Source organism: Cronobacter condimenti 1330 (genome assembly GCF_001277255.1).
GTDB lineage: Bacteria > Pseudomonadota > Gammaproteobacteria > Enterobacterales > Enterobacteriaceae > Cronobacter > Cronobacter condimenti.
Genome location: NZ_CP012265.1, coordinates 114,902 through 140,075, shown reverse-complemented (window position 1 = coordinate 140,075; position 25,174 = coordinate 114,902). Strand labels below are relative to the sequence as shown.

Genomic DNA, 25,174 nt, shown 5'->3' with positions numbered 1-25,174 from the left:
TATCCATAAATATCAACCAGATAATAACATACTCATCACTTTCAGGGGGCGAAGTGCCTTTTCTGGTAGGTAAGCGATCTTTATACAAAGATTGTGCACATATGTGCCTGTGCTGACGTGCACTGGAAAGCGGGCAGGGTTGCTTATTGGCTTGCGCCTTTATATGACTAAACTTCATTCTTGAAGGTATAGTTACAACATCCATATGAGTGGATTGGGTTTGCACCTGCCGCGCAGACTGCAGTTCTGAGACCATGGCGTCGCGTTAAGCGCCGTTGGGCCTCATCGCCGTATTTGAAACCACCGAGCGCGGAATTACCCTTGTTGGGCCGCCCGCGCCCGCCCGAAGGGCGGGTAAACCTGTAATCGCTTTAATGAATGTTGTAACTACATCGCTAAGCGGCCCTTACCGGCCCGCCAAGCCGGAGATACGGGCAGACGGTGTCTGCCCCACTCCGACGATGTAGCGCAGCGTTTATATCGCGTGAGAGGGAATGGTCTGGCAGGATGGAAAACCCGGGCGTTTATTTCAGACACGTCACATACTTTTCCCCCGAGCGGCGTACCGCCTCGCTGGCGCCAGACAGAATTTCACGTCCATCAAACGCGCCGTAGAGTTTTTCAAACGGTACGGCCTGTAAACGCTGCGTGATTTCGCTGACCGTGTCTGCCGCGAGCGGCAACATATTCGGGTAGCTCCACATAAAAGAGACTGCATCCGTGCCAGGTGTGACCTGTAAAATGTCGCCGGTGAGCAGCGTACCGCCGTCTCGTGCATCATAAAGCACACATCCGCCCGGGAAGTGTCCACCAAGACGAAGCAGGCTCACCTCATCTGTCAGCGCCAGTGTGTCACCCTCCCAGAGCCGGATATAAGCGCTGTCGCGCATGATCCATTCGCGGTCATGCGCGTGGAGATACACCGGCGCGTTAAATTCAGCGGCCCAGTCCTGCATCGTGGTGTAATAGTGCGGATGTGAGATGGCTATTGCCATCAGCCCGCCAAGCGCGGCGACCAGCGCTTTCGTGGCACCGTCCAGGTTCGCAATACAATCCCACAGAATATTGCCTTGCGGCGTGATGAGCACAAACGCGCGCTGACCGATGGCAAACGCGGGCACTGTCTCTATGCTGAAGAGTTCGGGACGATGCTGCTGCCATTTATTGCTGTGCGACGCGAGCAGCGTGCGCGCACCAATCCACGCCTGTCCCGTATGGGGCACAAACTGACGATCGTCTTCGCAGATTTTGCAATGTGTCGGATGCCCTGTGGCGACGTCATACGACGTGCCGCAGGCTTTACATAATGTCACCATTCCATCGCCCTCACTTAAGGTTCGTGTATCGTGAGAAAACGACACGCGGTCATTTCCCCAACCCTAAGCCAGTAACCATAGAACACGTCGGGAGCAGTGTGGCGTTTATCGTGCGGTGGGTTTTGCGCAAAGATAAGCAGGCCTGCTGTCGCAAGCCTGACTACCGGCGTTATGCCTCGCCTTCAACCAGATAAAACGAGCCGTGCGCCGCGTGCTCACGCAGCGCTCTTGCCGCTTCATAGGCCGGACTGTGGTAAAAGCGCTGCGCCTCTTCAAATGAGGCGAACTCCAGCACTACATGTTTTTCATGGGCGTCGCCTTCCACATTTTCATGACGCCCGGACCAGGTCACCACGTTCGGGTTGAACCCTTTCAGGGCCTCGCCAGCGGCTTGTGCGTAACCAGCGTAAGCGTCAGGATCGGTGATAGTGACATGGGCTATCAGATAACCTTTTGGCATGTTGTCTCTCTTTTGCTGTGGGGGTGAGTGAATACTGAAAGCCAGTGTATTGAGTAACAAACGCGGGATAAATCCTCGTCAGAAGAACAGACTGTTACGGGCACTAACAACAATCCCGCCTGGCTGCGCCACGCATGGGCGCCCCCGCAGCCTTGTACCGTCTTTTCATCCCAGCGGCATGCAGGCCGCCTGCGAGATTACGATTCACCGCTGTCTGACTATCACATAAATATCTTTAATGTTTTCTGAATCAGGCACCTATAAAAAAAGCGCTTCGGAAAGGCTAATTTTTGATCGGTGTTGCGCCGATAGTCGTTATGCCAGTGTGCCTGACGCACTGGCTTCACACAGCGAAAAAGGGCACCCGAGGAAAAAATCTATGTCCATAACACAACGGCTTATGCTGACGTTTTCATTACTTTCAACAGCCCTGATAACGATGGTGATTGTGGCTGTTGTGGTGGTCAGTAATTTTCAGGCACGGTTTCAGTACGTACAGGAAAACACCGTTCCGTCGATTCTTGATATCGGCAAAATGATAGACAGCAGCAACTCCCTGATTATCAAGTTCTACCGCCACCAGAGTGCAGCGAATGCCGCACAACAGGCGCAGATTGAGAAAGAGATCGATACCACCCTCAACCGTATCAGCACGCAGAATCAGTATTATCTGCAAAATGAGATCTCGAACGATGAAGATCGCCAGATTTCTGAAAACGCAGCGACCCTCATTCAGACGATTCAGTCCCGCCTGCCTGCGTTTCTTGAAATTTCACGCGCGCAGAACACCGCTGCGGTACTGGCGGCATTGCACAATGAAGACGGTATCGGTGGGGTAGCAAAACAGCTGATTGCGGTTTATCAGAAACAGCTCGGGCTGAATGAAGAGATCGGTAATAAAATGCGTACAGAAAGTGATAATGCTTACTATCTGACGCTCTGGGGGCTGATTAGCGCCTCGGCGGTCGTGATCATTATCCTTGGCTTTTTCACGCTGAAAACCATTTTCGCGATTCGCAACCAGCTCAACAGCATGCGCCAGACGCTGGAAAGCGCCAGCGAGCGTCTTGATCTCACGCTTCGTGCTGATGACTCGCGTACCGATGAAATCGGGTTAACCGCAAAAGCGTATAACACGCTTGCCGCGAATGTCGCCTCCTCGCTCGCCGCAGTGGAAGCTTCGGCACAGTCAGTGAGCTCGGCGTCCGGACAAATTTCCGCAGGTAACGAAGATCTCTCGTCACGCACGGAAGAACAGGCGGCCTCACTTGAGCAAACGGCCGCCAGCATGGCTGAGCTGACCGAAACGGTTCGCCAGACCGCGGAAAACACGCAGATGGCAAGCCAGCTTGCGAAAAACGCCCGCGAAATTTCCGAAGACAGCCAGGCGCGCGTGAACACCATGTTGACCACTATGGGCAACATTCGCGACAGCTCTTCAAAAATCACCGATATTATTGCGCTTATCGAAGGCATTGCATTCCAGACCAATATTCTGGCGCTCAACGCGGCGGTGGAAGCCGCGCGCGCTGGCGAACAGGGCAGGGGCTTTGCCGTCGTGGCAGGCGAGGTCAGAACACTGGCGCAGCGTTCGTCGTCGTCCGCCCGTGAAATTAAAGAACTTATCGAGAACTCGATGCAGTTCGTCGAGGCCGGCTCGGCGCAGGCGGAAGGCGTAGGCCAGAACATCGGCAAGATGAACGAAGCGGTTCGTCAGGTCACCGATATCGTGGATGAAATCTCCGTGGCCGCCCAGGAGCAGTCGCAGGGGATAAACCAGGTCCATCTGGCCGTGAATCAGATGGACGATGTTACCCAGCAGAACGCCTCGCTGGTAGAACAGGCGTCTGCTGCATCGCAGTCACTGATGGAGCAAGCCGCGTCGCTGAACCGTCTGGTCAGCACATTTACGATAGTTGCGACCGGGCATTCAAAACCGGCTGTTCGCGAGGCCTTCTCTGCCGCCGCCCCGCTCAAGACGCTGCGCCCGGCCCCCGCTGCCGTGCCGGCATCCGAGGATGACTGGCAGAGTTTCTGATAACACTGTATTACTGTTGATAAAAAAGCCGCCTTTAAGGCGGCTTTTTCATTGATATCGGTAAGCCGTTATTTTAACGGATTCCCAAAGGCTTTCAGGTAAGTCTCACCAAAACGGTAAGAGGCATAATCTGTCAGGTGTCCGGCATCACGAGCAATAATTACTTAGTCGAAAAGCACTTATAAACTTTAGTAAGGCGTTTCTCAATGCCATTATTCCGGGCAAGACTATCTCTAACCGACAAGGAAAAGGAAATGGACATCATTTTGATGCGCCACGGCCGGCCCGATATTCCAGATGCACAAAGGCTCAGCGCGCGTGATATGCGAGGCTGGATAACGGCTTACGATCTCGCGGACACTGGCAGCAGCACACCGCCCGCAATAAGCCGTCAACTGGCAACGCAGGCAGATATCGTTATCAGTAGCGACTTACCCCGCGCTATGTCCTCGCTACGGGCGCTGGGCTGTACGCCTGCTCACACCGATGCCCTGTACCGGGAGGCGGAATTACCGGTCTGTCATCTCGGTGCAGTGAAATTATCACCGCTTACCTGGGCTGGGCTGTTTCGCGTGTTGTGGTTGTGCGGCATGTCGGGGGACGTTGAATCGTTGCGCGCCGCCAAAGCCCGTGCGGCGCAAGCGGCGCAGAATCTGATAAATCTTGCCAGTGCCAGTGACGAAAACGTGCTGCTGATGGGGCACGGCATCATGAACCGGCTGATTGCCAGCGCGCTGCTCAGCAAGGGCTGGCGCGAGATACTTAAACCCGGCAAAAGTTACTGGAGCGCAGGGATTTACCGCTCGCCCACATAACACGCGCCTGATAGCGCTCGGTTAACGTCACGTTCCTGCCTTCAACAGGGAATCAGTACGAGTACCTCCTACAAAAAGGCTTTTAACATGCGTTTCCGGCTGCGTAAGACGGTCATCATCATCACTGTTTTGATTCTGCTGTTAGCCCTGTGGGTAATGATCCGCCTTGCGATTTTTGATGCGCAGAGCCTCCCGCAAGCTCATACGGTGACTTTTATTCATAATGGAAATCCCTTACAGGGAACACTGACGCTTCCGGATAGTGTGCAACATCCCCCCGTAGCACTTCTGGTGCATGGTGACGGCGCCCAGGATCGCTGGTCGCAAGGCGGTTATCTCCCCCTCGTAAATACGCTGCTGGCAAACGGTATTGCCGTATTTTCATGGGATAAACCGGGCGTGGGGGAGAGTGGTGGGAACTGGCTGGCGCAAACGATGCGCGATCGTAGTGACGAAGCGTTACAGGCGATAACAACGCTTAGAAAAATACCCGCGCTCTCACACAGCCGATTCGGTTTTTTAGGTTTTTCTCAAGCAGGGTGGGTAGTGCCAAAAGCTGCCGCGCTGGCGCATGCTGACTTTGCCGTCATTGTTGGCGGTGCGATTAACTGGCGCGATCAGGGAAGCTATTTTCTTGAGACACGGCTTGCGCTTTCAGGGCACACGCCTTCAGAGATAGCGCAGGCAATACAAAATGACAGACTGGATTTTGCCAGACGTTATACCGCACAAACCGTCTCGCAGCCCTGTGCAGGGCGCTGTACTCGTGATGATTTCGAACGGCGCAATGCGCTTGCCGATGCCCGCGCGGATATCACACCAATGAAAATTCCCGTGATGGTGTTAATGGGCGCAAATGACCGCAACGTCAGGCCTGGCGAAACGCTGGCTGTGTGGGCCGCTACGCTGCCTTCAACGACACCGCGTTGCCTGCGGATGATAGATGGCGCAACGCATGGCTTACTGAAAAGCCGCTGGTACGATTACCAGCTTCCCTCTCAGTGGCCATGGTGGGCGCAGGCGCTGTTTCTGCTTTCCGGTGAGCACGCATATGCGCCCGGCGCGCCTGAGGCGATCGCAACCTGGATCCATACCCAACAATGCGCGCCATACTGATACCATGACAAACGTTAACGGGACAGAGGTAACACTATGACAGTAAAACATGTTTTGATTATCGGGGCATCGCGCGGCATTGGTCGTGGGCTTGCCGAGACATTCGCACGCGATGGCGTCGACGTCATCGCGACGGTGCGTAGCGAGAAAAGCCATGGCGAGGCGTTTCCTGGCATAACGACCCAACTCGTCGATATGACGGACGCTGCCAGCTGCGCCCAGCTTCAGGAAACGCTGAGCGCAGTAAAATTTGACGCGCTCATTGTTAATGCAGGCATCTATGGGCCGGATCATCAGAGCCCTGCCAAGGTTACGCAAGACGAAGCCGCATCGCTGTTTATGACGAACGCTATTGCGCCGGTGCGCCTCGCCGAAGCGATGCTCCCTCAGGTACGTGAAGGCGGCGTTATCGCGTTTATGTCGTCACGCACCGCGAGCTTTACGCATAACGACACCGGCGACATGGCGCTCTATCGCGCCAGCAAAAGCGCGCTGAATTCACTGGCTCGCTCGTTCGCGGTGACCAAAGCCTTGCCAGGGAAACGCGCCGTCTTACTGCTGCACCCAGGCTGGGTTCAGACCGACATGGGCGGCTCACGCGCACCGGTAACGGTCGAGGAGAGCGCCGCGGGCCTGAAAGCGGTTATCACGGCCGCGCTGGATAACCCCTCATGCCGGTTTGTCGATTACCAGGGCGAAGAGATAGCGCCATAGCGGCGTCAGGCGAGGCGGAAATGCGAAGGCGCGTCAGGCGCGCCTTTTTAAATCGCGCAGGCATGGATACAGGCATGGTTAACAGGCGGGTGCGATATTAACACCGTTGGGCAACGAGGATTGTCATCAAAACCAAAGGTACAGGCCCAACGGTGTATTCGGGCCGTCTGGCAAACAGAATACATCCTGTTATGCCTGTTTCTTAATTGTCAGTGCCGCAGTCGGTAATAGACTTACTCATATTAAAACCCGTAACACCGAATCCGCTCGCTTCATAGACATGCCGGGCGCGATCATTGTCACCGGCAACACGCAGTCTGATCTCTTTAAAATTCTGTGCCTGCAGATAATTTTCAAAAGCACGCAGAGATTGTTTGCCAAGCCCCTGTCCCTGGCTGGCGTTGAAAATATGAAAATCGTAGATAAAAACCGTGCGCACAGTCGTATCGGGTTTATACCAGAGATAACCCACATGATTGTGAGTATTGTCCGAATGCATAACAATACTCAATAAAACATGTCCTGGGGTATTAACCCCCTCGGGAAGTAATTCCGATATTTCCTGCTTCGCCCTTGCAAGAGCATCACGCTGGGAGAGCCGGTAGTTTGTTTCGAGTTCACAGGCATAATCATGAACAAAATAGTCGAGGTAAGCAGGGTACTCATCATTTGTCATCGTACGGAAAGAAATCACACCTGAATCCTCAATCTGAACGTAGTTATCAATATGAATATACTGATAGCAATGCGGTTACCTGTCGTCAATACAGTTCACTTATCAACATACACATTGAGCCGAATTGATGAACATAAAACGCGTAGTGATGCCCGCGTTTGGCTGTGCGTTCAACGGGCCGATGCAACGCTCTCTTTAATGAAGGGGATGCCGCCATGAAATGAAGGCCGAGAATTAACTTAACACCAGAACAGAAAGTGATTATCCGGGACAGATATAAACCACCTCATTCCCGGCATGATTGCGACAGAAATCATTTTTCTTTCACGCCTACAATTTTCCAGATGGATAGCTTCCTGTTATCGCCTTTTCCCGTTGCGTCGACGATAGCGCCCCGGAGAAATCCCGTAATAAAGCGTGAACGCGCGGGTGAATGTCTGGTGCGAAACATAACCATTTTTCAGCGCTATGGTAATGATAGCGTCATCGCCATTAGCCAATTCGACTAATGCCTTCTCCATTCGCTTCTTTATGATAAAAAACCCTACCGTCATGCCGGTATGCATCTTTGAGCCCGGGCCTATAACCTTCCTGTTAAAACAGTAGCAATGCTACGGAGCATGCCTGAAATGCTATTAAAACCTTCCCTGGCGGGCTGGGAACCGTCTGACTTTCATATATATAAAGAAACCTACCGCCAGTACGGTGGCAGTGTAAATACTCATCCAGATGCCGTAGAATTCTTCATGCAACATAAAGATATGCGGTTCACTTTCTGGCATTTTTTAATGTCGCATTAAATAAAATAACAGCCGCTTATTTTACGGTAAATGACCAGGATTTTGGTCTTAACGTCTGGCGAGAATACCCTTTGTCTTATGACGAAGTCATGATGCCGATTGCCGAAAATGCACGCGTGCTTTTGCCCATTAAAACGAACCGGCTATCACTCAGGCATCGAAACAGCGTGTTAAATTCCAGTTTTCTCTTCAGAACAAAGCGTAAGGTTTGTCTGGTGAAAGATCAGTTTTCCACGAAAACCATCAAAAAAAGAAACAGCGAACTGCGAAAATTCCTCGCCTCAGGCGGAGAAAGCCATCAACTTTCCGCACTTGAGGTTGGTGATATCGCTGATTTCTATATTTATCTTTTTAATAAAAGATTCTCTGACACCGTAAGATGCTATGGAAAACTTAATCTCATTGAGATGTTAACCCCATTAAAACATATGATAGCAGGAAGCCTGTTTTTTTATAAAGGGGCGCCCTGCGTAATAGATATGGTTTTGAAAGCGGAAAGTGACAACCTTATTTATTTTGATGTGCCCAATGGCGGTCTTGACCCCGTATTTAACCCACTTAGCCCAGGCAGCTTACTCATGTGGAATAATATTAATGAGGCCAGATCACTGTGTCACTCTGGAAATAAAGCGATGATATTTTGCATCGGGCTTTATGACAAAAACTGGGATTACAAACTGAGATGGGCGAATGCACAACGCACGGGTAAGACTCTTGTCATCTAAGATAGCGTGACCGCCATTCATATAAAGGTCATCAGCTCCATCCCTTTTTATCGTCACAAGGGCTGTGCGGCAACCCGCTCGCTTTCACAGCCGAATCTTATTCGCTGCGCGTCTAAGACGGGCATCGCCGCGGCGGTCATACTTCTGGGTAGTGGTCACGCTGGCGTGGCCCATCGCGTCGCGCACCGTAATAAGATCTTCGCCATTATCGAGCATCATGGAGGCGAATGTGCGGCGAAGATCGTGAGGAGCACATGCCCCGATGCCACTTTCCCTATGGCGTTGATGCAGAATGTGATACACCGCCTGCGGGGTCAGGCGATCGGACGTGACATCGTCACCGGCGCGGATTCGTGTAAACAGCGCGCCGGGGTTTTCACCGCGCACATTTTCAATCCAGTCCTGAAGCCGCTGCCAGACGGCGTCCGGCATAAATGCCAGCCGTTCTTTATTACCTTTGCCGAGCACGCGTAACGCCTGGTCCTGTGCCAGAATGCTGTCGACATCAAGGCCGACCACCTCTGAACGGCGCAGACCACAGCCAAGCATCACCGCCAGCATGGCCGCATCACGCGGGCCTTTACAGCTTTTATCCTGTTCACAGTGCGTGAAGAGGGCGCGTACCTCATCAGCAGAAAGCGCGCGGCCTCGCGTGAGGCGGCTGCCGCGCACAGCGCGTACCGCAAGGATCTGCTGATAGCTGTCCGTGTCCATCAGCTTCATCATCCACGCCTCGCGTGCGGTGCCTTTCAGTGCGGACAGATAGGTGTTAATGGTGGCGGGCGCACGGCCGGAGGCTGACAACATCTCAAGCAGCCCCTGCACATGGTGACGACGCAGGCTACCCCACGGGCATTGCTGAAACGCCGCGGCCCCAAGCATGCCGGCGACAATCTGCAAAAACGATCGCATGGTTTGTCGGCTCGCTGCGGAAGGAAGACTGATGAGGTACGCCATGGCGGGGTTAAGCGCATGGCCCCGCGTACCGGTCGTCAGCATCAGCGGATCGTCAGCCGCCATGCCCGCAAGCGGGCCGGGTAACAGGCTGTCATCTGTCAGTTCCGTCATGCTTACCTCATCAATCAGGGGAAAAAAGCGTGTACGTCTCGTAAAAAGTAGCAGGATTATCCCCCGATCTTCCTGCACCGGTAAAGCTACTTTTTCAAAGGTACATTTTAATAAGTAGTAAAAGAAATCGGCTGAAGAGGGGATACTACAGGCGAGACAACAACGAAGCTGCATCATGTGTTTTTTCTATGACGTGACAGCGCAGCGGCTGTGATAGCGTATACCACCAGGTGGTTTTTTAACCGCTCCTGGTACTTCCTTCTGAATGACAGCATGGTGATAACCACGCGCCTTGCGCGCGCGATTGATGACAAATTGCGCCTTTGCATATTATTCAACGCCAGTTAAACACGCGTATAAATAATAAAGGTGCATCTGTAATATATTTTCATGTATGATATATAGTCACAATTAAAATAGTCACACCATCAGGAAGGTTATGGGCAAAATGACCGTAGCATTGATCGTCTTTTTGGTTGTTCTCATCGCCTATGCATTTTATAAGCATACGGCAATGGTGAAATCACGTACGCTTCCGTCCCGCGGCAGCAAACGTCGATAGCATTCACTACCGCATCTCTCCGGAAGCGTTATCAGGGTTGACGACGCTTCCGCTCCCTGCAAAGACCATTTAATACAATAGGTTAGTGATAAACACTTAATCCTTTCTCACCAAAGCGCCGCGTAGGGTGCTTTTTTTATTTCCCCGCCATTTATTTAAAACGCAGTTTTACTCTTTATTGCTGATGATATTTAACGCATTTATTGCCGCAATGATGAAGATATTGTCAGGGAATTGTCTTTAAATGTAAGCAGTGCGTCAGGCTGATAAATAATTCAAAAAACATGCATTGAACAATGAGACCGGTTTCAGAAACCAAGAAAATTCTTAAGCGTTGCTAATATTATTTCAGTCATTTTTCATCCATCCGGGAAAATTTACGGTGTCATTTGAAAAAAAGCGGCACGCGCCAATGCCTGCCGCTTTTTCATCATTACCGCAGCGAGCCACCGTTGCTCGCGATCACGTCCTTATACCACCAGAAGCTTTTCTTACGGCTGCGTGCGAGCGTACCGCTGCCATCATCGTGACGATCCACATAGATAAAACCGTAACGTTTCGAAAGCTCGGCCTTCGAGGCGCTTACAAGATCAATCGGCCCCCAGCTGGTGTAGCCCATCACCTCAACACCATCCTCAATAGCCTCGCGAACCTGCACCAGATGATCGTTCAGATAATTGATACGATAGTCATCGTTAATACTGCCATCAGCCTCAACGTTGTCTTTCGCGCCAAGGCCGTTTTCGACGATAAACAGCGGCTTTTGATAGCGATCCCATAGCACGTTTAACAGCGTGCGCAGCCCAACCGGGTCGATTTGCCAGCCCCATTCAGAGCTTTGCAGATGGGGGTTTGGCACCATATTCAGGATATTGCCACGTGCTTTTTGATTCAGCGTCTCATCGGTCGTAACACAACCCGTCATGTAATAACTAAAGGAGATAAAATCGATGGTGGAACGCAGCGCTTCGCGGTCCTCGTCCGTGATAGTGAGTGAAATATGATTGTCGCGAAACCAGCGCAGCATATAACCTGGGTAGACACCGCGGCACTGCACGTCACCAAAGAATTGCCATGTGTGGTTTTCCTGAAGCGCGGCAAAAACGTCATCGGGTTTACAGGTGAGCGGATACACCAGCCCGCCCAGTAACATGTTACCGATTCTGGCATCAGGGATGATTTCGTGACACGCTTTTACGGCCAGCGCACTTGCCACCAGCTGATGGTGAATCGCCTGGTAAACCTGCTCGCGGCTGCTCTCCTCAGGCAGGCCGACGCCGGTCATCGGCGCATGCAGCGACATATTAATTTCGTTAAAGGTCAGCCACAATTTGACCTTATTCTGGTAGCGGGTAAACACCGTGCGCGCGTAGCGTTCAAAAAAGCCAATGGTCTTGCGGTTGCCCCATCCACCGTACTGTTTTACCAGCCCCCACGGCATTTCATAATGTGACAACGTCACAAGTGGCGTGATGTTGTGCGCCGCCAGTTCATCAAACAGCTTATCGTAGTACGCAAGCCCGGCCTCGTTTGGCGCGTTTTCATCGCCGTTCGGGAAAATACGCGTCCAGGCGACAGACACGCGCAGACAGCTAAAGCCCATTTCGGCAAACAGCGCGATATCTTGCGGGTAGCGATGGTAGAAATCGATAGCCACATCCTTGATGCCGCTGTCGCCCGGCACTCGCTCCACCACGGCGCCGAACACGCCCTGTGGCTGCACGTCAGAGGTTGAAAGCCCTTTACCGTCGGTCAGGTATGCGCCTTCCACCTGGTTTGCGGCAATCGCGCCGCCCCACAGAAAGCCGTCTGGAAAAGTTTTCATGGTGTTCTCCTTTGATTAAGCCGGTTCAACGGTCAGCAGCGGCATCCCGGCGCTGACGGCGGTCGCCGCAACGGTCGTGACAGCGCCATAGCTGTCGCTGTTGCTGATAATAATGGGCGTGGTTAAATCATAGCCTGCATCGATAATGGCCTGACGATCGAACTCAATCAGCAGATCGCCTGGGTTTACGCGATCGCCCACGCGTACGTGTGCTGTGAAGAGCTGACCTTCCAGTTTGACGGTGTCGATACCGACATGGATTAACAGCTCCATACCATTGTCGCCTGCAAGGCCAATGGCGTGACGCGTCTCAAACAGTGACGCCACCACGCCAGCAAATGGGGCGCGCACCTGATTATCAGACGGAATAATCGCCGCCCCCTGACCCAGCAGGCCACTGGCGAACGTCGGATCCGGCACGTTATCAAGCGCCAGTACGGTACCGCTGAGCGGAGCGAGCGCCGCGTTCTGCGGGACGTTTTGCGACCCTGTGTTGGCCTCTTTCGCACCCGCCGGAAGGCCTGCTATTAGCGTTAACCCGCAGGCGAGCACGAGCGCTGAAAGCGTGCCGAAGAGGCCGCCCCAGAGCGTTGCGTTAACGCCATCTGGCGGGATCATTTGCGCGATAGTGAAAATATTGGCAAAACCGAAAGAGTAAACCTGCGTACTGCTGAGGCCGACGATGGCGCCGCCCACCGCGCCCGCCGCGCAGCCAAAGATAAAAGGCCGACGCAGCGGCAGGTTAACGCCGTATACCGCAGGCTCGGTGATGCCAAAAATCCCGGCGGTAACCGACGACCCCGCCAGCATTTTCTGGCGCGCGTCACGGCTTCGTAAAAACACCGCCAGCGCCGCGCCTACCTGGCCCATCACGGCAGGAAGCAGCATCGGCAACAGCGAATCATGGCCCAGTACGGCAATGTTATTGACCATCAGCGGCACCAGCCCCCAGTGCAGCCCGAATATCACGCACACCTGCCACAGCGCGCCGGTCGCCGCGCCAGCAAGCCATGGAGCGAAGGTGTAAATAAACTGGTAGCCGTTGGCCAGCATCTGGCTCAGCCACGTAGCAACCGGGCCAATCACCAGAAAAGTGAGCGGTACCGTCACGCCAAGGCACAACAGAGGGGTAAAGAAGTTTTTCATTGCGCAGGGGAGCAGGCGGTTGCCCTGCTTTTCGAGCCAGCAACTCACCCAGGCCGCGAGAATAATCGGAATGACCGATGAGCTGTAGTTGAACCAGATAACCGGCACGCCGAGAAAGCTGTCGGCCAGCGCGCCCGCCTGCTGGCTCGCCTCAAAGGCACTAATCATCACCGGGTGCGTCAGCGCACCGCCGATGGTCATCGTAATAAACGGATTGCCGCCAAACTTTTTCCCGGCGGTATAGCCAAGCACCAGCGGGAAGAAAAAGAACAACGCGTCGCTTGCAGCAAACCAGATTTTATACGTGCCGCTGGCGGGATCTATCCAGCGGCAGACCACCGCGAGCGCGAGCAAGCCTTTAAGGATCCCCGAGGCAGCCAGCACGCCGATAAACGGGGTAAAGATGCCGGAGACAATATCAATAAGCCGGGCGAGCAGGTTACCGCGCGGGCCATCATCCTCTGCCTGCGCACCATCGTCGGTGATCCCGGCTTCACGGCGCACCGCCAGCCACACATCATGGACATGATTGCCGATGACGACCTGAAATTGTCCGCCGCTCACGACGACCATAATAACGCCCGGATGCGCTTTCAGCCCGGGCGCATCCGCTTTACGGTCATCTTTAAGCCTGAAGCGCAACCGCGTGGCGCAATGGATGACGCTGCTGATATTCTCCTTCCCCCCGACGCGGGCGAGAATATCCTGCGCTAATGCCTGATAGTCCATTCCGGTATCCTTCAATGCGTTAACTGAGTTTTAAAAACAAAAAAACCCGAGAACAGCTACCGTGTACCGGGAAGCCGCGCTCAGGTTTTGCCTGCCAGAAGCAGTCACAATCCGTTTTTTAGTCGCCCGAAGGCGAGGGCTCAGCGCCCTTCTTTTCTGACCCGCTCGATATGGATAGCGAGAAACATCATTTCTTCTGCCGTCAGCTCGCGCTGGTAGCTTTTTTGCAAATAGCCGGAGATTTTCTCCGCACAGCGCCACGAAAGCGGATAGTTATCTTTGACCGCTGAATGGAGCGAGAGGTCGTCATCGGCAACAACAGTGCGGGTGAGCATCCGCTGGGCGAAAAACTTCAGGTGCGTGACAAAGCGCTGATAACTTAATGATTCTTCGTCATACTCCAGCTGAAGCTGATATTTCACCAGTTGCAGGATCTCCTGCATCACGCGGGTGACGTGCATCACCTCAGGCATTTCGCTGTTAAGCTGCGCCGTCACCAGATGCAGGGCGATAAACCCGGCTTCGTCTTCAGGCAGCTCAACATCAAGCCGCCTCGCAATCAGGGCGCGGGCCTCCTGGCCTAACGCGTACTCCTTTGGGTAGAGCCGTTTTATCTCCCAGAGCAGCACGTTTTTGATGGCAAGCCCGTTTCTTTGCCGTTCAATGGCGTAGTGGCAATGGTCGGTCAACGTCACGTAGACGCTGTCCTGCAATCTGCCGAGCCGCTCGATGGCCAGGGCGATAATGCGATCGCAGGTGGTCATCACCTCAAGCGGGATCTGTGCCAGCAGCTCGCCCAGGCGGCGCACCAGTTCGTCGCTTTGCAGCGCGAAGACTTTTTCAATCCGGGTTTTATCCAGCTCTTCGCCTGTCCGTTTCTGAAAAGCAAGCCCGCGGCCCATCACGACCTGCTCGCGCCCGTGCTCATCCAGCACAAACACCGCATTGTTATTAAGTATTTTGGCGATTTTCATCCATACCCCGGAAACAAAAAAACCTGACCTCCGGCGAACGCCAGAAATCAGGTTTTGCCTGCCGCAGCAGTGACAATCCAGTGATTTCACCTTAGCACTTTTATTCACCGGCTCAATATATCCTCCTGAAAAACGTGAGCCAGCGCGGATCTGCGCATTTAATGACCCGCACGCGCGTCCGGTGTTTTCGGCGCGTAAAAGCGGCACAGCACCGCCATCGCCACGGCGCTACAGAGCGGGAACACCGCCAGCAACAGCCACGGGATCGCCGCTTGCGGCGCGGGCGTCAGCGCATTATCCAGCGCATCGCCGAGCAGGAAATTGCCGGTCAGCACCGCCACGCCGCCCATGGAGGCCAGCGCACCGTAATGCGCGCCCAGGTTATGGTTGCCTGCAAAACGGGGCACAAGATCCATTCCCACCGGCACAATGATCATCTGACCGAGCGTGAGGAGCGTCACCATGCAGGCAGCGGGCAACAGCCGCAGCAGGCCCTCCGGCGGCGTACAGGGCGCAAACAGCGCGACGCTGATAAACGACGCCCCCAGCAGGGCAAACCCGAGCGGCAGCATCCGCGCCGGCCCGCAACGCCGCGCGATGCGCGCCAGCGGGAGCTGCAACACGATTATCAGCAACGAGGCGAGGATAAACAGCGGGCCGAGAGAGGCATCGTTACTGCCCGAGCGGCGCAGTTCTACCGGCAGCGCCAGATAGAGCTGGTTATAGCTAAAAAGATAAGCGCTGTAGGCGATGATAAACGCCACAAAACGCGGCTGGCGAAACGTCTGCCACCATGGAACGATATTCAGCGGCCCGTCGCGATGTGGGGTACGCGGCAACATCACAAACAGCACCAGCAGCGCGACAATAAAGACGCCTGCCCCGGCAAGCGCCATCAGCTTAAAGCCAAACCCCGCCATCAGCGAGCCGAGCACCGGGCCCAGCACCGCACCGAGTTCGCCGCACACGGCGAATAACGCGAACCACTCTGCGCGGCTGCGTTTACCTTCCGCTTCGCTGCGCGTACCGGCCTTTGCGAGCAGGGATTCAATTGACGGCGAGAAGAGCGCGCCGCCAACGCCCGTCAGGCACGCGCCGAGTACCACCGCCCAGAGCGACCCACCGAGCGCCAGCAGCAGATAACCCGTGATACGCACGACGCAGCCGCACAGAATAATACCGCGTGCGCCGTAGCGATCCGCCAGTGCGCCACCCAGCAAAAACATGCCTTGTTGCGAGAAAGTGCGCAGGCCGATAATCGTGCCGATAAGCCCACCGGAAAGCAGCATATCGTCGCGCAGGTAGATAGCCAGAAATGGCACCACCGCATAGAACCCGATGTTAAAAACGAGCTGGCTGGCAGAGAGCAAATAAGGTGATGTGTGCCTCGCGGCGTGTGATGCATGAGTGGACATGAAGACCGCATAACTGTTCAGAAAAAGTGAGGGCTCTCTTAAAACATATTTACGCGGTCTTTGGCAACGTCAGACCGTTGAAAACAGCGGTCCGGGCGATATTGACTTCCCCCTGACGGCCCGGTATAAGACCCTCTCTTAAGAATGATTTTCATTTACATAATATAAATTCTAATTTATCCGGCCCGCAACGATGTCTGGTCGCTGCGCGGCGGTAAACGACTTTTTAAGGTTGATGTTGATGAATGTTTTAGTGAAACACACGCTGGCACTCGGCCTGCTTTGCGCCGCCTCGGCGCCGGTACTGGCCACACAATACCCGCTCACCATTGAAAACTGCGGCATGAAAGTGACCTTTACCACTGCGCCAGAGCGCGTGGTGGCGCTCGGGCAGAACACCGCCGAAATCATGCTGCTGCTGGGGCTTGAAGACAAAATGGCCGCCAGTGCCTTCTGGCCGACCAAAGTGCTGCCATCGCTTGCAAAGCAAAACGAAAAAGTAAAACTGTTGACGGTTGAGATCCCAACGCTGGAGTCGATTCTCGCCCAGAACCCCGATTTCGTCGCGGCCCAGCTTCCGCTGCTGCTGGGGCCGGACAGCAAAGTCGCCAAACGTGAAGATTTCGCCGCAGTCGGCGTGAACAGCTATCTCTCACCGGGCGTCTGCGCCACAACCAAAAACACCGGCGATATCTACGGCAGCCGCAAACAGCTGTGGGACATGACGCTGTTGTATAAAGAGATAGACGATCTGGCGAAAATTTTTAACGTCGAAGCGCGCGGCGAAGCGCTGACCAACACCTTTAAAGCGCGTGAAGCTGCTCTTAAAGAAAAATTCGGCAAAGGCCATAAAAACCTCTCTTATCTTTTCTGGTTCTCCAGCGCGTCACCGACATCGGATGCCTATGTGGGCGGTAAAAACAGCGCGTCGGGATATATCGCAAGCCTGCTCGGCGGGCATAACGCCATTACGTCAGAAAGCGAATGGCCGACGCTCAGCTGGGAGAGCATTATTGCCGCGAACCCGGATGTGATTGTGGTTTCAAGCCTTGACCGCAACCGCTGGGCGCTGGATAACGCCGAAGCGAAAATCAAATTCCTGAAAAGCGATCCGGCGGTCAGCCAGCTCGACGCCGTGAAGAAAGGGCATATCGTCGTCATGGACGGCCAGGCGATGAACCCGACCATTCGCACGCTCTATGGCGCAGAGCAAATCGCCGCGCAGCTTGAGAAGCTCGGGCTTAACTGATGGCGAGTCTGTCTTTAACGGTAGTCAACCGTGTGCCCGCGTTGATATTACTGGGGCTCTCCGTCGTTTTGCTGGCGCTGGTGATTGCACTAAGCGTAGGGATTGGCGAGCTTTCCATACCGCTGCAAACAACCTTTGCGGCGGTCACTAATAAACTGGGCCTGACGGCGTATCCGCTTAACCGCATTCATGAAACCGTCATCTGGGATTTTCGCCTGAGCCGGGCGCTGGTGGCGGCCTGTAGTGGGGCGGGCCTCGCCCTTTGCGGTGCGGTATTACAAAGCCTGCTGAAAAACGCGCTCGCGGAGCCTTACGTGCTTGGCGTCTCCGCCGGGGCGTCGACCGGCGCGGTGTCAGTCGTGGTGCTCGGCATTGGCAGCGGGGCGGTGTCGCTCTCAGCGGGCGCGTTTACGGGCGCGTTCGCCGCGTTTATGTTTGTCGCGCTTCTGACCAACGGTGCGCGCGGCGGTAACGAGCGCACCATTCTTGCGGGCGTGGCCGCCTCACAGCTTTTTAATGCGATAACCGCGTATACCATCAGCACCGCTGCCAGCGCCCAGCAGGCGCGCGACGTGCTGTTCTGGCTGCTCGGCAGTTTCAGCGGCGTGCGCTGGCCGGAGTTTCAGCTGGTGCTGGTCGTCGTGGCGATAGGCCTGGTGGTCTGTCTTTATCATGCCAAAGCGCTGGATGCCTTTACGTTTGGCGATGATGCCGCAGCCTCGCTCGGTATTCCGGTCGGTTATGTTCGCCTGATCCTCTTTGCGGTGACGGCGCTGATGACCGCAGCGATTGTCAGTATGGCCGGCTCCATTGGCTTTGTTGGGCTGGTTGTGCCACACGTCATGCGCTATTTCTTCGGACCGCTGCACCGCCGTCTGCTGATCGCCTGCGCGATGATGGGTGCCATTTTAATGGTGCTGGCAGATATCGCCTCCCGCACGTTGATTGCGCCGCAGAGCCTGCCGGTCGGCGTGGTGACTGCGCTGGTTGGTGTGCCGTTCTTTGCGGTTATTCTGTATCGCGCAAGGAGATTCTCATGAGTATCCACGCGAACAACATTAGCTGGTCGGCAGGTAAAAAGCGCATCGTGGATAACGTGTCGCTGGCCGTGCCGACAGGACAGACACTCGGCCTGCTTGGCCCGAATGGCTCCGGCAAATCGTCGCTGCTGCGTATTCTCGCAGGGTTGCGCCGCCCGGATGCAGGCAGGGTGCTGCTGGACGACACGGATATCACGACGCTTACGAAGAAGAAACTTGCTCAGCGCGTGGCGTTTGTCGAGCAGCACGCGATGACCGATGCGAATATTCGCGTGCGCGACGTGGTGAAGCTCGGACGTATTCCGCACCATTCACCGCTCTCGCCCTGGACGCATCAGGATGACGAGATAGTGCGGCAGGCACTCGCCCGCGTGGACATGCTGACGCGCAGCGAAGAGGGCTGGCAGCATCTTTCCGGCGGCGAGCGGCAGCGTGTACACATCGCCCGCGCGCTGGCGCAGTCGCCGGGCGAAATTTTGCTGGATGAGCCGACCAACCATCTCGATATTCATCACCAGATGCATCTGATGCGACTCATCAGCGAACTGCCGGTCACCAGCATTGTGGCGCTGCACGATCTCAATCACGCCGCCATGTTCTGCGACGCGTTGATTGTGATGCAGGCCGGGCAGGTGGTGGCGAGCGGTACGCCGGATGAGGTGCTGACAGAATCCATGCTGCGTGAAGTCTTTAAGGTGGACGCGCGCATTGAGATCTCGCCGCATCACGGCAAAAAGCACATCCACTTTCTGTAATGAAAAACGGCCCCTTCAGGGGCCGTTTTCTTTCGTACTGGCACAGGGCGTTACTCATTGCCCCACTGGTTCAGGAAGTTCGCGATTTCATCAATACGCGCTTGCTCAATTCCGGCCTCGCTCGCCATCTCCTGCTGCGCTTCTTCGCTGATTTCCTCATTATTCATCAAACGGGTGATCAGCAACTGGAAGTAATGCGCCAGGCGATCGCGCTCCGCGTCGCTGACAGGCGTCTCGGTTTCCGTCGCGTACTCATCGGCAATATCATAAAATTTCAGCGGGATGTCTTTGCTCATAGGGCGTTCCTGATAATGGGGTTTATGCCTGTGCGGACAGGGCGTTATGAGTAAGATAGTACCATTTCTGGCTGCGTGCAGGCGCGGAAATGATAAGGCCGCGCATGGAGGCGGCTGGTGGTCCAGGAATACGGTAGCAGGAAGGAATAAGCCTGCCATCTGACTCGCGGTCGTTGCGGCGTAACCTTACAAAAACGCAGGGGGAGCCCGTCAGCGGTTTAAGGGAATGATGTGCGCCTGCTTTTTATGAGAACGTTCCAGGACTGCTGAAGCGGCAACGTTGTCAAAGCCTCTCTCTTCGATCATATCGTTGCCCGCAAAATATTTATCGAAAAATATTAACCATAGCTATGGTTTCGTTACTGAAAGGGAATCAGTATTCCGCTTCTAAACCGCTCACCCAGACTGCGATGGCTCAGGTACGTCAGCGCTCAGGTATCCAGCGACGTTCTGTTGCGCCTTCATCGTAGCGAACACCAGCGGGAAGGGATATTAACTCAATTAATACGCCAAACGGCGTCATGCCAAACCACGTCTGATTACCTTCTCCCTCTTCCTGCGCGAAACAGTCTGACGGCCCGTCAAACATTTCGGCGCCGTGTAAGCGCATGTCGGCCGCTGTCTTATGGATATCATCGGTATAAAGCGAGAAATGATTAATTCCCGGCAGGCCAGGACTGGCAGGGTGTTCGTGAACTGCGGGAGCAGTCTGAAAGAGTTCAACGTTGCATCCGTTCGCCAGGCGTAACATGGCTAATACTGTAAGGTTCATTTCAGCAGGGAAACCATTCAGACGGGACATTTTATCGCCTGTTATGGTCTGATCCGGATGGTCAGAGGCCACCAAACGATAAAGGACTGAGGCGCCCAGCGCCTGGCAGAAAAAGGCTTCAGCTTGTGCAAGATCTGCAACGGTAATGCCAATGTGTTCGATACCGCGAATCATAAAACCCTCCCTTCAGTGCTTTGCATAAGATTGATTTCGCACGCATTTAAGCCTGGCAGAAATGTCGTGTTTGTCACAAAAACTGATTCAGCCATAGAAGACGGATGTTGGAAACCCGAATGCCTTATCACTGCCTGAACAGCACAAAATCGAAGGAGATCCGCCGGTGCGCCGGGTGTTAATAAATGCGGGTTTTAGCAGGGGTGAACGGGCGCAACGTCGGTGTGAAATGCAGAGGTACGCCATGTTTTTTTGATGGTATATTCCTTTTTTTCAGCAAAATAAGTGTCGCCATATGAAAAATGCCGGTAATAAAGCCCCTACCATCACTGACATCGCCCGTCTTGCTGGAGTCAGCAGTATTACCGTGTCCAGAACCTTTACCGATCCGGATAAAGTAAAGCCTAAAACGCGGGAGAAAATCCTGCAAATAGCCCGCGAAGTTAAGTATGTTCCCAACGTTTTCGCGCAAAACATCAAGACGACGCAAAGTCCGATTATTGGGATTGTGACCGACGATACGTTTAACCAGAGTTACGCGTACGTTATCCAGGAGCTATGCCAGCACGCAGAAGCGAAAGGCTACTCAGTGATGATTTTTACGACGGGCGGCAGCCGGGAGTCCGAGGTGAAAGCCGTTAATACGCTGGTCGGCTATAAAGCAGCAGGCATTGTGTTATCGGTCATTGACGACACGCCGGACTATGACACCAGTCACCTGAAAATGCTCTACCATTCACCGACCCGGCTCATCCAGTTTGACCGCCAGTTTGATACCACGCTTCCTGCCGTCTACGTCAACGATGAGCGGGCAGGGGAGTTGATTGCCTCCGTGGTTAAACAAAAGCAGTATCGGCATGTACTGGTGATTGGTGGCAAGGAGCGCTCCCGCATCACGCAAGCGCGTGTACGGAGCATCTGCGACAATATTTCGGCAACCACAAAAATCACCCATCTATACACGGATTACCGCTACGACAACGCGAAAGAGATCATTACCGCGCATTTTACGGCAGGTGACAGGCGCTATGACGCGATTGTGGGTGTCAACGGCGCCATTTCCCTTGCCGCACGCAGTGTCGCGACGAAATGGTCGCTAACTGACGTGGATTTTCTGTCGATAGACGACATCCCTCACGCTGAAGCCTTTGGCTTTTTTTACCCCTGCGTGGCTCACGATTACAAACAGTGGGCCACCATCGTGGCAGAAAACCTGGTCGCCGCGATTGAAGGCCGCCCATGGCAGCCTCGCACCGTTATTAATGGTTTTTTGAAAAACGCCCGTTGATCCGCCTGTCCGCAGTCTGTTTCAAACCCCAAAAATGTTCACATAAACATTTAGATGCTATTTTTAGGTGGTTTTTTTAAGGACACTTGGTTAATGCATGGATTAAATTTTATTAACTTATTGTTTTTAAATGGATATTAAAGATTAATGTAACGCTGATCACAAATGATGGATGTCTTACTTATAAATGTTCACGAAAACATTATAAGGTTACTTCAACATCCTTCGTTACAGGAACGCTGCTGTGAACATACAACCCACCGTCATCAAGCAACTGGTCAATTTTGGTCCCCACGATTACCGTTTAGTCACTTCGCCTTTGCAAAAACCACAGCACAATGAGCTGCTGGTAAAGGTAGGAGCATGCGGCATATGCGCCTCTGATTTTCACTGCTATCACGGGGCCCCCATGTTCTGGGGAAACGAGACCTTCCCGCCTTATGTCAAAACGCCTGTCGTGAGCGGCCATGAGTTTTTTGGCACGGTAGTGGCAGCAGGCCCTAACGCGCTGGAACACTTTAACGTCGAGGTGGGAGACCGGGTGATCGCAGAACAGATCGTTCCCTGCGATAAGTGTCGCTTCTGCCGAAACGGGCAGTACTGGATGTGCGAAAAGCACGATATTTATGGCTTCCAGAAAGAGGATGCCGACGGCGGCATGACTGAATACATGCTGTTTAAACCCACGAGCAGGGTACACAAAATTCCCGCATCACTCTCGCTGGAAGAGTGTGCATTAATCGAACCGTTCTCCTGTTCGGTACATGCCGTTAACCGTGGCGATATTCAGTTTAATGATGTGGTTGTACTGGCCGGGGCCGGAACGCTCGGATTGGGCATGATCCAGGCCATTAAGCTAAAAACGCCGAAAAAGCTTATCGTCATAGACACCATGCCTTATCGCCTGGCGCTGGCGAAGACGCTGGGTGCGGATGTGGTGCTGAACCCGCTCGAAGAAGATGTTATCGCCGAGGTTAAAGCGCTAACTGACGGCTACGGTTGCGATGTTTATATCGAGGCGTCTGGTAATCCGGCTGCGGTAACGCAGGGGCTACAGATGATCCGTAAACTGGGCCGCTTCGTTGAATTCAGCGTCTTTAGCCGCGAAACCACCGTGGACTGGTCCATCATTGGCGATCGTAAAGAGCTGGATATTCGTGGCGCGCATTTAAGCCCTGGCTGTTACGAAACCGTGATCGACCTGTTCAGCCGGAAACTGTTCACTGCCGAAGGCATTGTCACGCATAAATTTCCGCTCGACCAATGGGAAAACGCGTTTGATACCTTTGGTACCGCAGAGGCGGTAAAAGTGCTCCTGGTGCCTCACGTGGAGTAACGCGTAACGATCAACCGTCGATGCTGGCGGCTTCGGACGCCAGCATGCTCAGCCTGTACTCCACGCTTCCGGGCAGACTAAAAATGAAAGAATGCAAAATCCGACCGCACCACTATCCCTCTTTACACTTTGATATCGCCTATCCCATGAGTCTGGTGCCTGATGAAACGCGGGTGCCGGAATTAAACATAAATCCTCCGGTACGCGCATTGCGATCGGGCAATTATCCCGGCCTTCCTGCCCGGCATTTTTCTTGGCTACTTCGGCTATCTCAACGGCATGAAAGCCGCGCCGGTTAAAGCTGACATTTCGTACACGACGTAAATTCCTTCAGAAAATGACAAATAGACAGGGTGACACAATGACCATTTATCCCGTTAAACACAGCGCCTTACTGCGCCAGCCAGAGCACTTTATTTCGCGCGATGCGCTGACGGCGCTTATTCGTAAAGTCACGCAAAACCTGATTGCAATCGAAGACCGTACCGGTGAGTTTGCTCTGCATTTAGATGATGGACGAATTATCGATGCAAAAGGCTGGCGGGCTGGGTGGGAATGGACGCATGGCGTGGGATTGTATGGCATTTTGCAGTTCTACCAACAGACGGGCGAGCCGGAGGTGCTTGCCATCATTGACGATTGGTTTAGTGCCCGGCTGGCTGAAGGCGTTCCCACCAAAAACGTTAATACGGTCTGTCCACTGTTAACGCTGGCCTACCGTTATGAAGAGACGCGCAATCCCGCCTGGTTGCCGCTACTTGAACGTTGGGCGGAGTGGATTATGCACGAAATGCCGCGCACTGAAAAAGGGGGCATCCAGCATGTCGTGATCCATAAAGAGAATAATCAACAGCTGTGGGATGACACCCTGATGATGACAGTTATGCCGCTGGCTAAAATTGGCAAGCTGCTGGGACGACAGGCCTATATCGAGGAAGCAAAATTCCAGTTTCTGACCCATATCCAGTATCTGATGGATCGTGAAACCGGGCTCTGGTTCCACGGCTGGACCTTTGAAGGCAATCACAATTTTTCTCGCGCCCGATGGGCTCGCGGAAACAGCTGGCTGACAGTGGCGATCCCGGACTTCATCGAACTGTTAGACTTACCAGAATACGATGCCACGCGCCGTTTTTTACTGGAGGTGTTAAACAGCCAGGTGAGCGCACTGGCAGAGTTGCAGGATGAGAGCGGCCTGTGGCATACGCTGCTGGATGATCGGGATGCCTATCTTGAAAGTTCGGCCACGGCGGGTTTTGCCTATGGAATTTTGAAAGCAGTGCGAAAGCGCTACATTCGTCGTGAATACGCCGTAGTCGGGGAAAAAGCGATTCGAGGTGTGGTCGGCTGCATTAATCAAGAAGGGGAATTAACCCAATCCTCTTTTGGTACAGAGATGGGGCCTGATTTAGATTACTACCGCCAGATTCCTCTCACGCCTATGCCGTACGGGCAGGCTATGGCCGTACTTTGTATGGCCGAATATTTACATACTTATCTTTAATATAAGAAGTAATGGCGGTAAACCGCCATTATCTATTAGTCGCACCCGCGTTTTTATACGCGCATCGTTACAGGACAAAACGAATACCCATAAATTTTACGCAGGGACGTTTTCGTAAGGCCACAACCAACATTTACCAACGAAGTGATTAACGCGCCGTTTTCAAAGAAAGGGCATCATGAGCCTGGCGCCATCTCGCTTATTTAACATAAGATAGATTACACGCACCATAATCAACTTTTTGAAAATGCTGATGATGTGGGCATAAGAGTGCGATCCCGTATTATCCAAGTCCAGTCGATGTCTTTTTCTGTCATGACTTTCAGCACATTAAATTCAACAGGTGTTATCATCATTTCAGTGCGTTCGGATGGAATAGAT

The 25,174-nt window shown here is 53.7% G+C and carries 22 protein-coding genes and 1 pseudogene; 11 read left to right on the top strand and 12 right to left on the bottom strand.

Features of this window, described 5'->3' with window-relative positions; translation table 11 throughout:
* Nucleotides 1-524: 524 nt before the first annotated feature.
* Nucleotides 525-1,316, bottom strand: a complete 792-nt coding sequence (locus tag AFK62_RS20580) for an MBL fold hydrolase (protein ID WP_007679703.1) — start codon at nucleotides 1,314-1,316, stop codon at nucleotides 525-527.
* A gap of 169 nt (nucleotides 1,317-1,485) precedes the next feature.
* On the bottom strand, nucleotides 1,486-1,776 hold the full coding sequence (locus AFK62_RS20575) for a DUF1330 domain-containing protein (protein ID WP_007679706.1): 291 nt from the start codon (nucleotides 1,774-1,776) through the stop codon (nucleotides 1,486-1,488).
* 379 nt (nucleotides 1,777-2,155) lie between these two features.
* On the opposite strand from AFK62_RS20575, the gene AFK62_RS20570 reads away from it, so the two are divergent.
* The 4 genes from AFK62_RS20570 (at nucleotide 2,156) to AFK62_RS20555 (ending at nucleotide 6,459) form a co-directional block, all read left to right on the top strand.
* Nucleotides 2,156-3,814, top strand: coding sequence for a methyl-accepting chemotaxis protein (locus AFK62_RS20570; RefSeq protein WP_007679715.1), 1,659 nt, complete (start codon nucleotides 2,156-2,158; stop codon nucleotides 3,812-3,814).
* Between the two features lie 254 nt (nucleotides 3,815-4,068).
* Nucleotides 4,069-4,629: a phosphoglycerate mutase family protein gene (locus AFK62_RS20565; protein ID WP_129232648.1), complete on the top strand. Its 561-nt coding sequence runs from the start codon at nucleotides 4,069-4,071 to the stop codon at nucleotides 4,627-4,629.
* Nucleotides 4,630-4,716: 87 nt separating this feature from the next.
* On the top strand, nucleotides 4,717-5,745 hold the full coding sequence (locus AFK62_RS20560) for an alpha/beta hydrolase family protein (protein ID WP_007679717.1): 1,029 nt from the start codon (nucleotides 4,717-4,719) through the stop codon (nucleotides 5,743-5,745).
* Between the two features lie 36 nt (nucleotides 5,746-5,781).
* Nucleotides 5,782-6,459: an SDR family oxidoreductase gene (locus AFK62_RS20555; protein WP_007679718.1), complete on the top strand. Its 678-nt coding sequence runs from the start codon at nucleotides 5,782-5,784 to the stop codon at nucleotides 6,457-6,459.
* Between the two features lie 202 nt (nucleotides 6,460-6,661).
* Here AFK62_RS20555 and AFK62_RS20550 read toward each other — a convergent pair whose 3' ends face one another.
* Both AFK62_RS20550 and AFK62_RS23120 read right to left on the bottom strand, forming a co-directional pair.
* A complete protein-coding gene (locus AFK62_RS20550) occupies nucleotides 6,662-7,153 on the bottom strand; it encodes a GNAT family N-acetyltransferase (protein ID WP_032984838.1) in 492 nt (163 codons plus the stop codon).
* A gap of 341 nt (nucleotides 7,154-7,494) precedes the next feature.
* Nucleotides 7,495-7,656 carry a helix-turn-helix domain-containing protein gene (locus AFK62_RS23120; RefSeq protein ID WP_407641373.1) on the bottom strand — a complete coding sequence of 54 codons (162 nt, stop codon included), beginning with the start codon at nucleotides 7,654-7,656 and terminating at the stop codon, nucleotides 7,495-7,497.
* 254 nt (nucleotides 7,657-7,910) lie between these two features.
* On the opposite strand from AFK62_RS23120, the gene AFK62_RS20540 reads away from it, so the two are divergent.
* Nucleotides 7,911-8,660 carry a GNAT family protein gene (locus AFK62_RS20540; RefSeq protein WP_321029377.1) on the top strand — a complete coding sequence of 250 codons (750 nt, stop codon included), beginning with the start codon at nucleotides 7,911-7,913 and terminating at the stop codon, nucleotides 8,658-8,660.
* A gap of 84 nt (nucleotides 8,661-8,744) precedes the next feature.
* On the opposite strand, the gene AFK62_RS20535 is transcribed toward AFK62_RS20540, so the two are convergent.
* The 5 genes from AFK62_RS20535 to AFK62_RS20515 all read right to left on the bottom strand — a co-directional run bounded on the left by AFK62_RS20535 (nucleotide 8,745) and on the right by AFK62_RS20515 (nucleotide 16,379).
* Nucleotides 8,745-9,728, bottom strand: coding sequence for a tyrosine-type recombinase/integrase (locus AFK62_RS20535; protein ID WP_007679729.1), 984 nt, complete (start codon nucleotides 9,726-9,728; stop codon nucleotides 8,745-8,747).
* A 995-nt stretch (nucleotides 9,729-10,723) separates the two neighbouring features.
* Nucleotides 10,724-12,115 (bottom strand): glycoside hydrolase family 1 protein, encoded by a 1,392-nt coding sequence (locus AFK62_RS20530; RefSeq protein ID WP_007679743.1) that lies wholly within the window; start codon nucleotides 12,113-12,115, stop codon nucleotides 10,724-10,726.
* Between the two features lie 15 nt (nucleotides 12,116-12,130).
* The gene (bglF, locus tag AFK62_RS20525; RefSeq protein WP_007679744.1) at nucleotides 12,131-13,990 is read right to left on the bottom strand and encodes a PTS beta-glucoside transporter subunit IIABC; all 1,860 of its coding nucleotides are present in this window, start codon (nucleotides 13,988-13,990) and stop codon (nucleotides 12,131-12,133) included.
* Between the two features lie 140 nt (nucleotides 13,991-14,130).
* Nucleotides 14,131-14,964 carry a BglG family transcription antiterminator LicT gene (gene licT, locus AFK62_RS20520; protein ID WP_007679745.1) on the bottom strand — a complete coding sequence of 278 codons (834 nt, stop codon included), beginning with the start codon at nucleotides 14,962-14,964 and terminating at the stop codon, nucleotides 14,131-14,133.
* 158 nt (nucleotides 14,965-15,122) lie between these two features.
* On the bottom strand, nucleotides 15,123-16,379 hold the full coding sequence (locus tag AFK62_RS20515; RefSeq protein ID WP_032984840.1) for an MDR family MFS transporter: 1,257 nt from the start codon (nucleotides 16,377-16,379) through the stop codon (nucleotides 15,123-15,125).
* Nucleotides 16,380-16,620: 241 nt separating this feature from the next.
* On the opposite strand from AFK62_RS20515, the gene eitA reads away from it, so the two are divergent.
* From eitA to eitC, 3 genes are read left to right on the top strand one after another with little or no spacing between them, the layout of a single operon-like run.
* Complete coding sequence (gene eitA, locus AFK62_RS20510) at nucleotides 16,621-17,628, top strand: siderophore ABC transporter substrate-binding protein EitA (protein WP_007679747.1); 1,008 nt, start codon at nucleotides 16,621-16,623, stop codon at nucleotides 17,626-17,628.
* Complete coding sequence (locus tag AFK62_RS20505; RefSeq protein ID WP_007679750.1) at nucleotides 17,628-18,668, top strand: FecCD family ABC transporter permease; 1,041 nt, start codon at nucleotides 17,628-17,630, stop codon at nucleotides 18,666-18,668. The genes eitA and AFK62_RS20505 overlap by 1 nt, the downstream gene beginning before the upstream one ends.
* Nucleotides 18,665-19,423 (top strand): siderophore ABC transporter ATP-binding protein EitC, encoded by a 759-nt coding sequence (eitC, locus tag AFK62_RS20500; protein ID WP_007679753.1) that lies wholly within the window; start codon nucleotides 18,665-18,667, stop codon nucleotides 19,421-19,423. Before AFK62_RS20505 ends, eitC begins: the two co-directional genes overlap by 4 nt.
* A gap of 50 nt (nucleotides 19,424-19,473) precedes the next feature.
* Here eitC and AFK62_RS20495 read toward each other — a convergent pair whose 3' ends face one another.
* Entirely contained in the window at nucleotides 19,474-19,719 is a 246-nt protein-coding gene (locus tag AFK62_RS20495; protein ID WP_007679756.1) for a DUF2543 family protein, read from the bottom strand.
* A gap of 424 nt (nucleotides 19,720-20,143) precedes the next feature.
* Nucleotides 20,144-20,665, bottom strand: a complete 522-nt coding sequence (locus tag AFK62_RS20490) for a VOC family protein (RefSeq protein ID WP_007679759.1) — start codon at nucleotides 20,663-20,665, stop codon at nucleotides 20,144-20,146.
* A 367-nt stretch (nucleotides 20,666-21,032) separates the two neighbouring features.
* On the opposite strand from AFK62_RS20490, the gene AFK62_RS20485 reads away from it, so the two are divergent.
* From AFK62_RS20485 to bglB, 3 genes are all read left to right on the top strand, one after another.
* Nucleotides 21,033-21,953, top strand: coding sequence for a LacI family DNA-binding transcriptional regulator (locus tag AFK62_RS20485; RefSeq protein WP_235509477.1), 921 nt, complete (start codon nucleotides 21,033-21,035; stop codon nucleotides 21,951-21,953).
* 244 nt (nucleotides 21,954-22,197) lie between these two features.
* Nucleotides 22,198-23,289 carry an alcohol dehydrogenase catalytic domain-containing protein gene (locus tag AFK62_RS20480; protein ID WP_081590356.1) on the top strand — a complete coding sequence of 364 codons (1,092 nt, stop codon included), beginning with the start codon at nucleotides 22,198-22,200 and terminating at the stop codon, nucleotides 23,287-23,289.
* Between the two features lie 361 nt (nucleotides 23,290-23,650).
* Nucleotides 23,651-24,793: a beta-galactosidase BglB gene (gene bglB / locus AFK62_RS20475; protein WP_007679767.1), complete on the top strand. Its 1,143-nt coding sequence runs from the start codon at nucleotides 23,651-23,653 to the stop codon at nucleotides 24,791-24,793.
* A 266-nt stretch (nucleotides 24,794-25,059) separates the two neighbouring features.
* Here bglB and AFK62_RS22975 read toward each other — a convergent pair.
* Nucleotides 25,060-25,149: pseudogene (locus tag AFK62_RS22975) on the bottom strand (MarR family transcriptional regulator); the annotation flags it as partial.
* Nucleotides 25,150-25,174 lie beyond the last annotated feature (25 nt).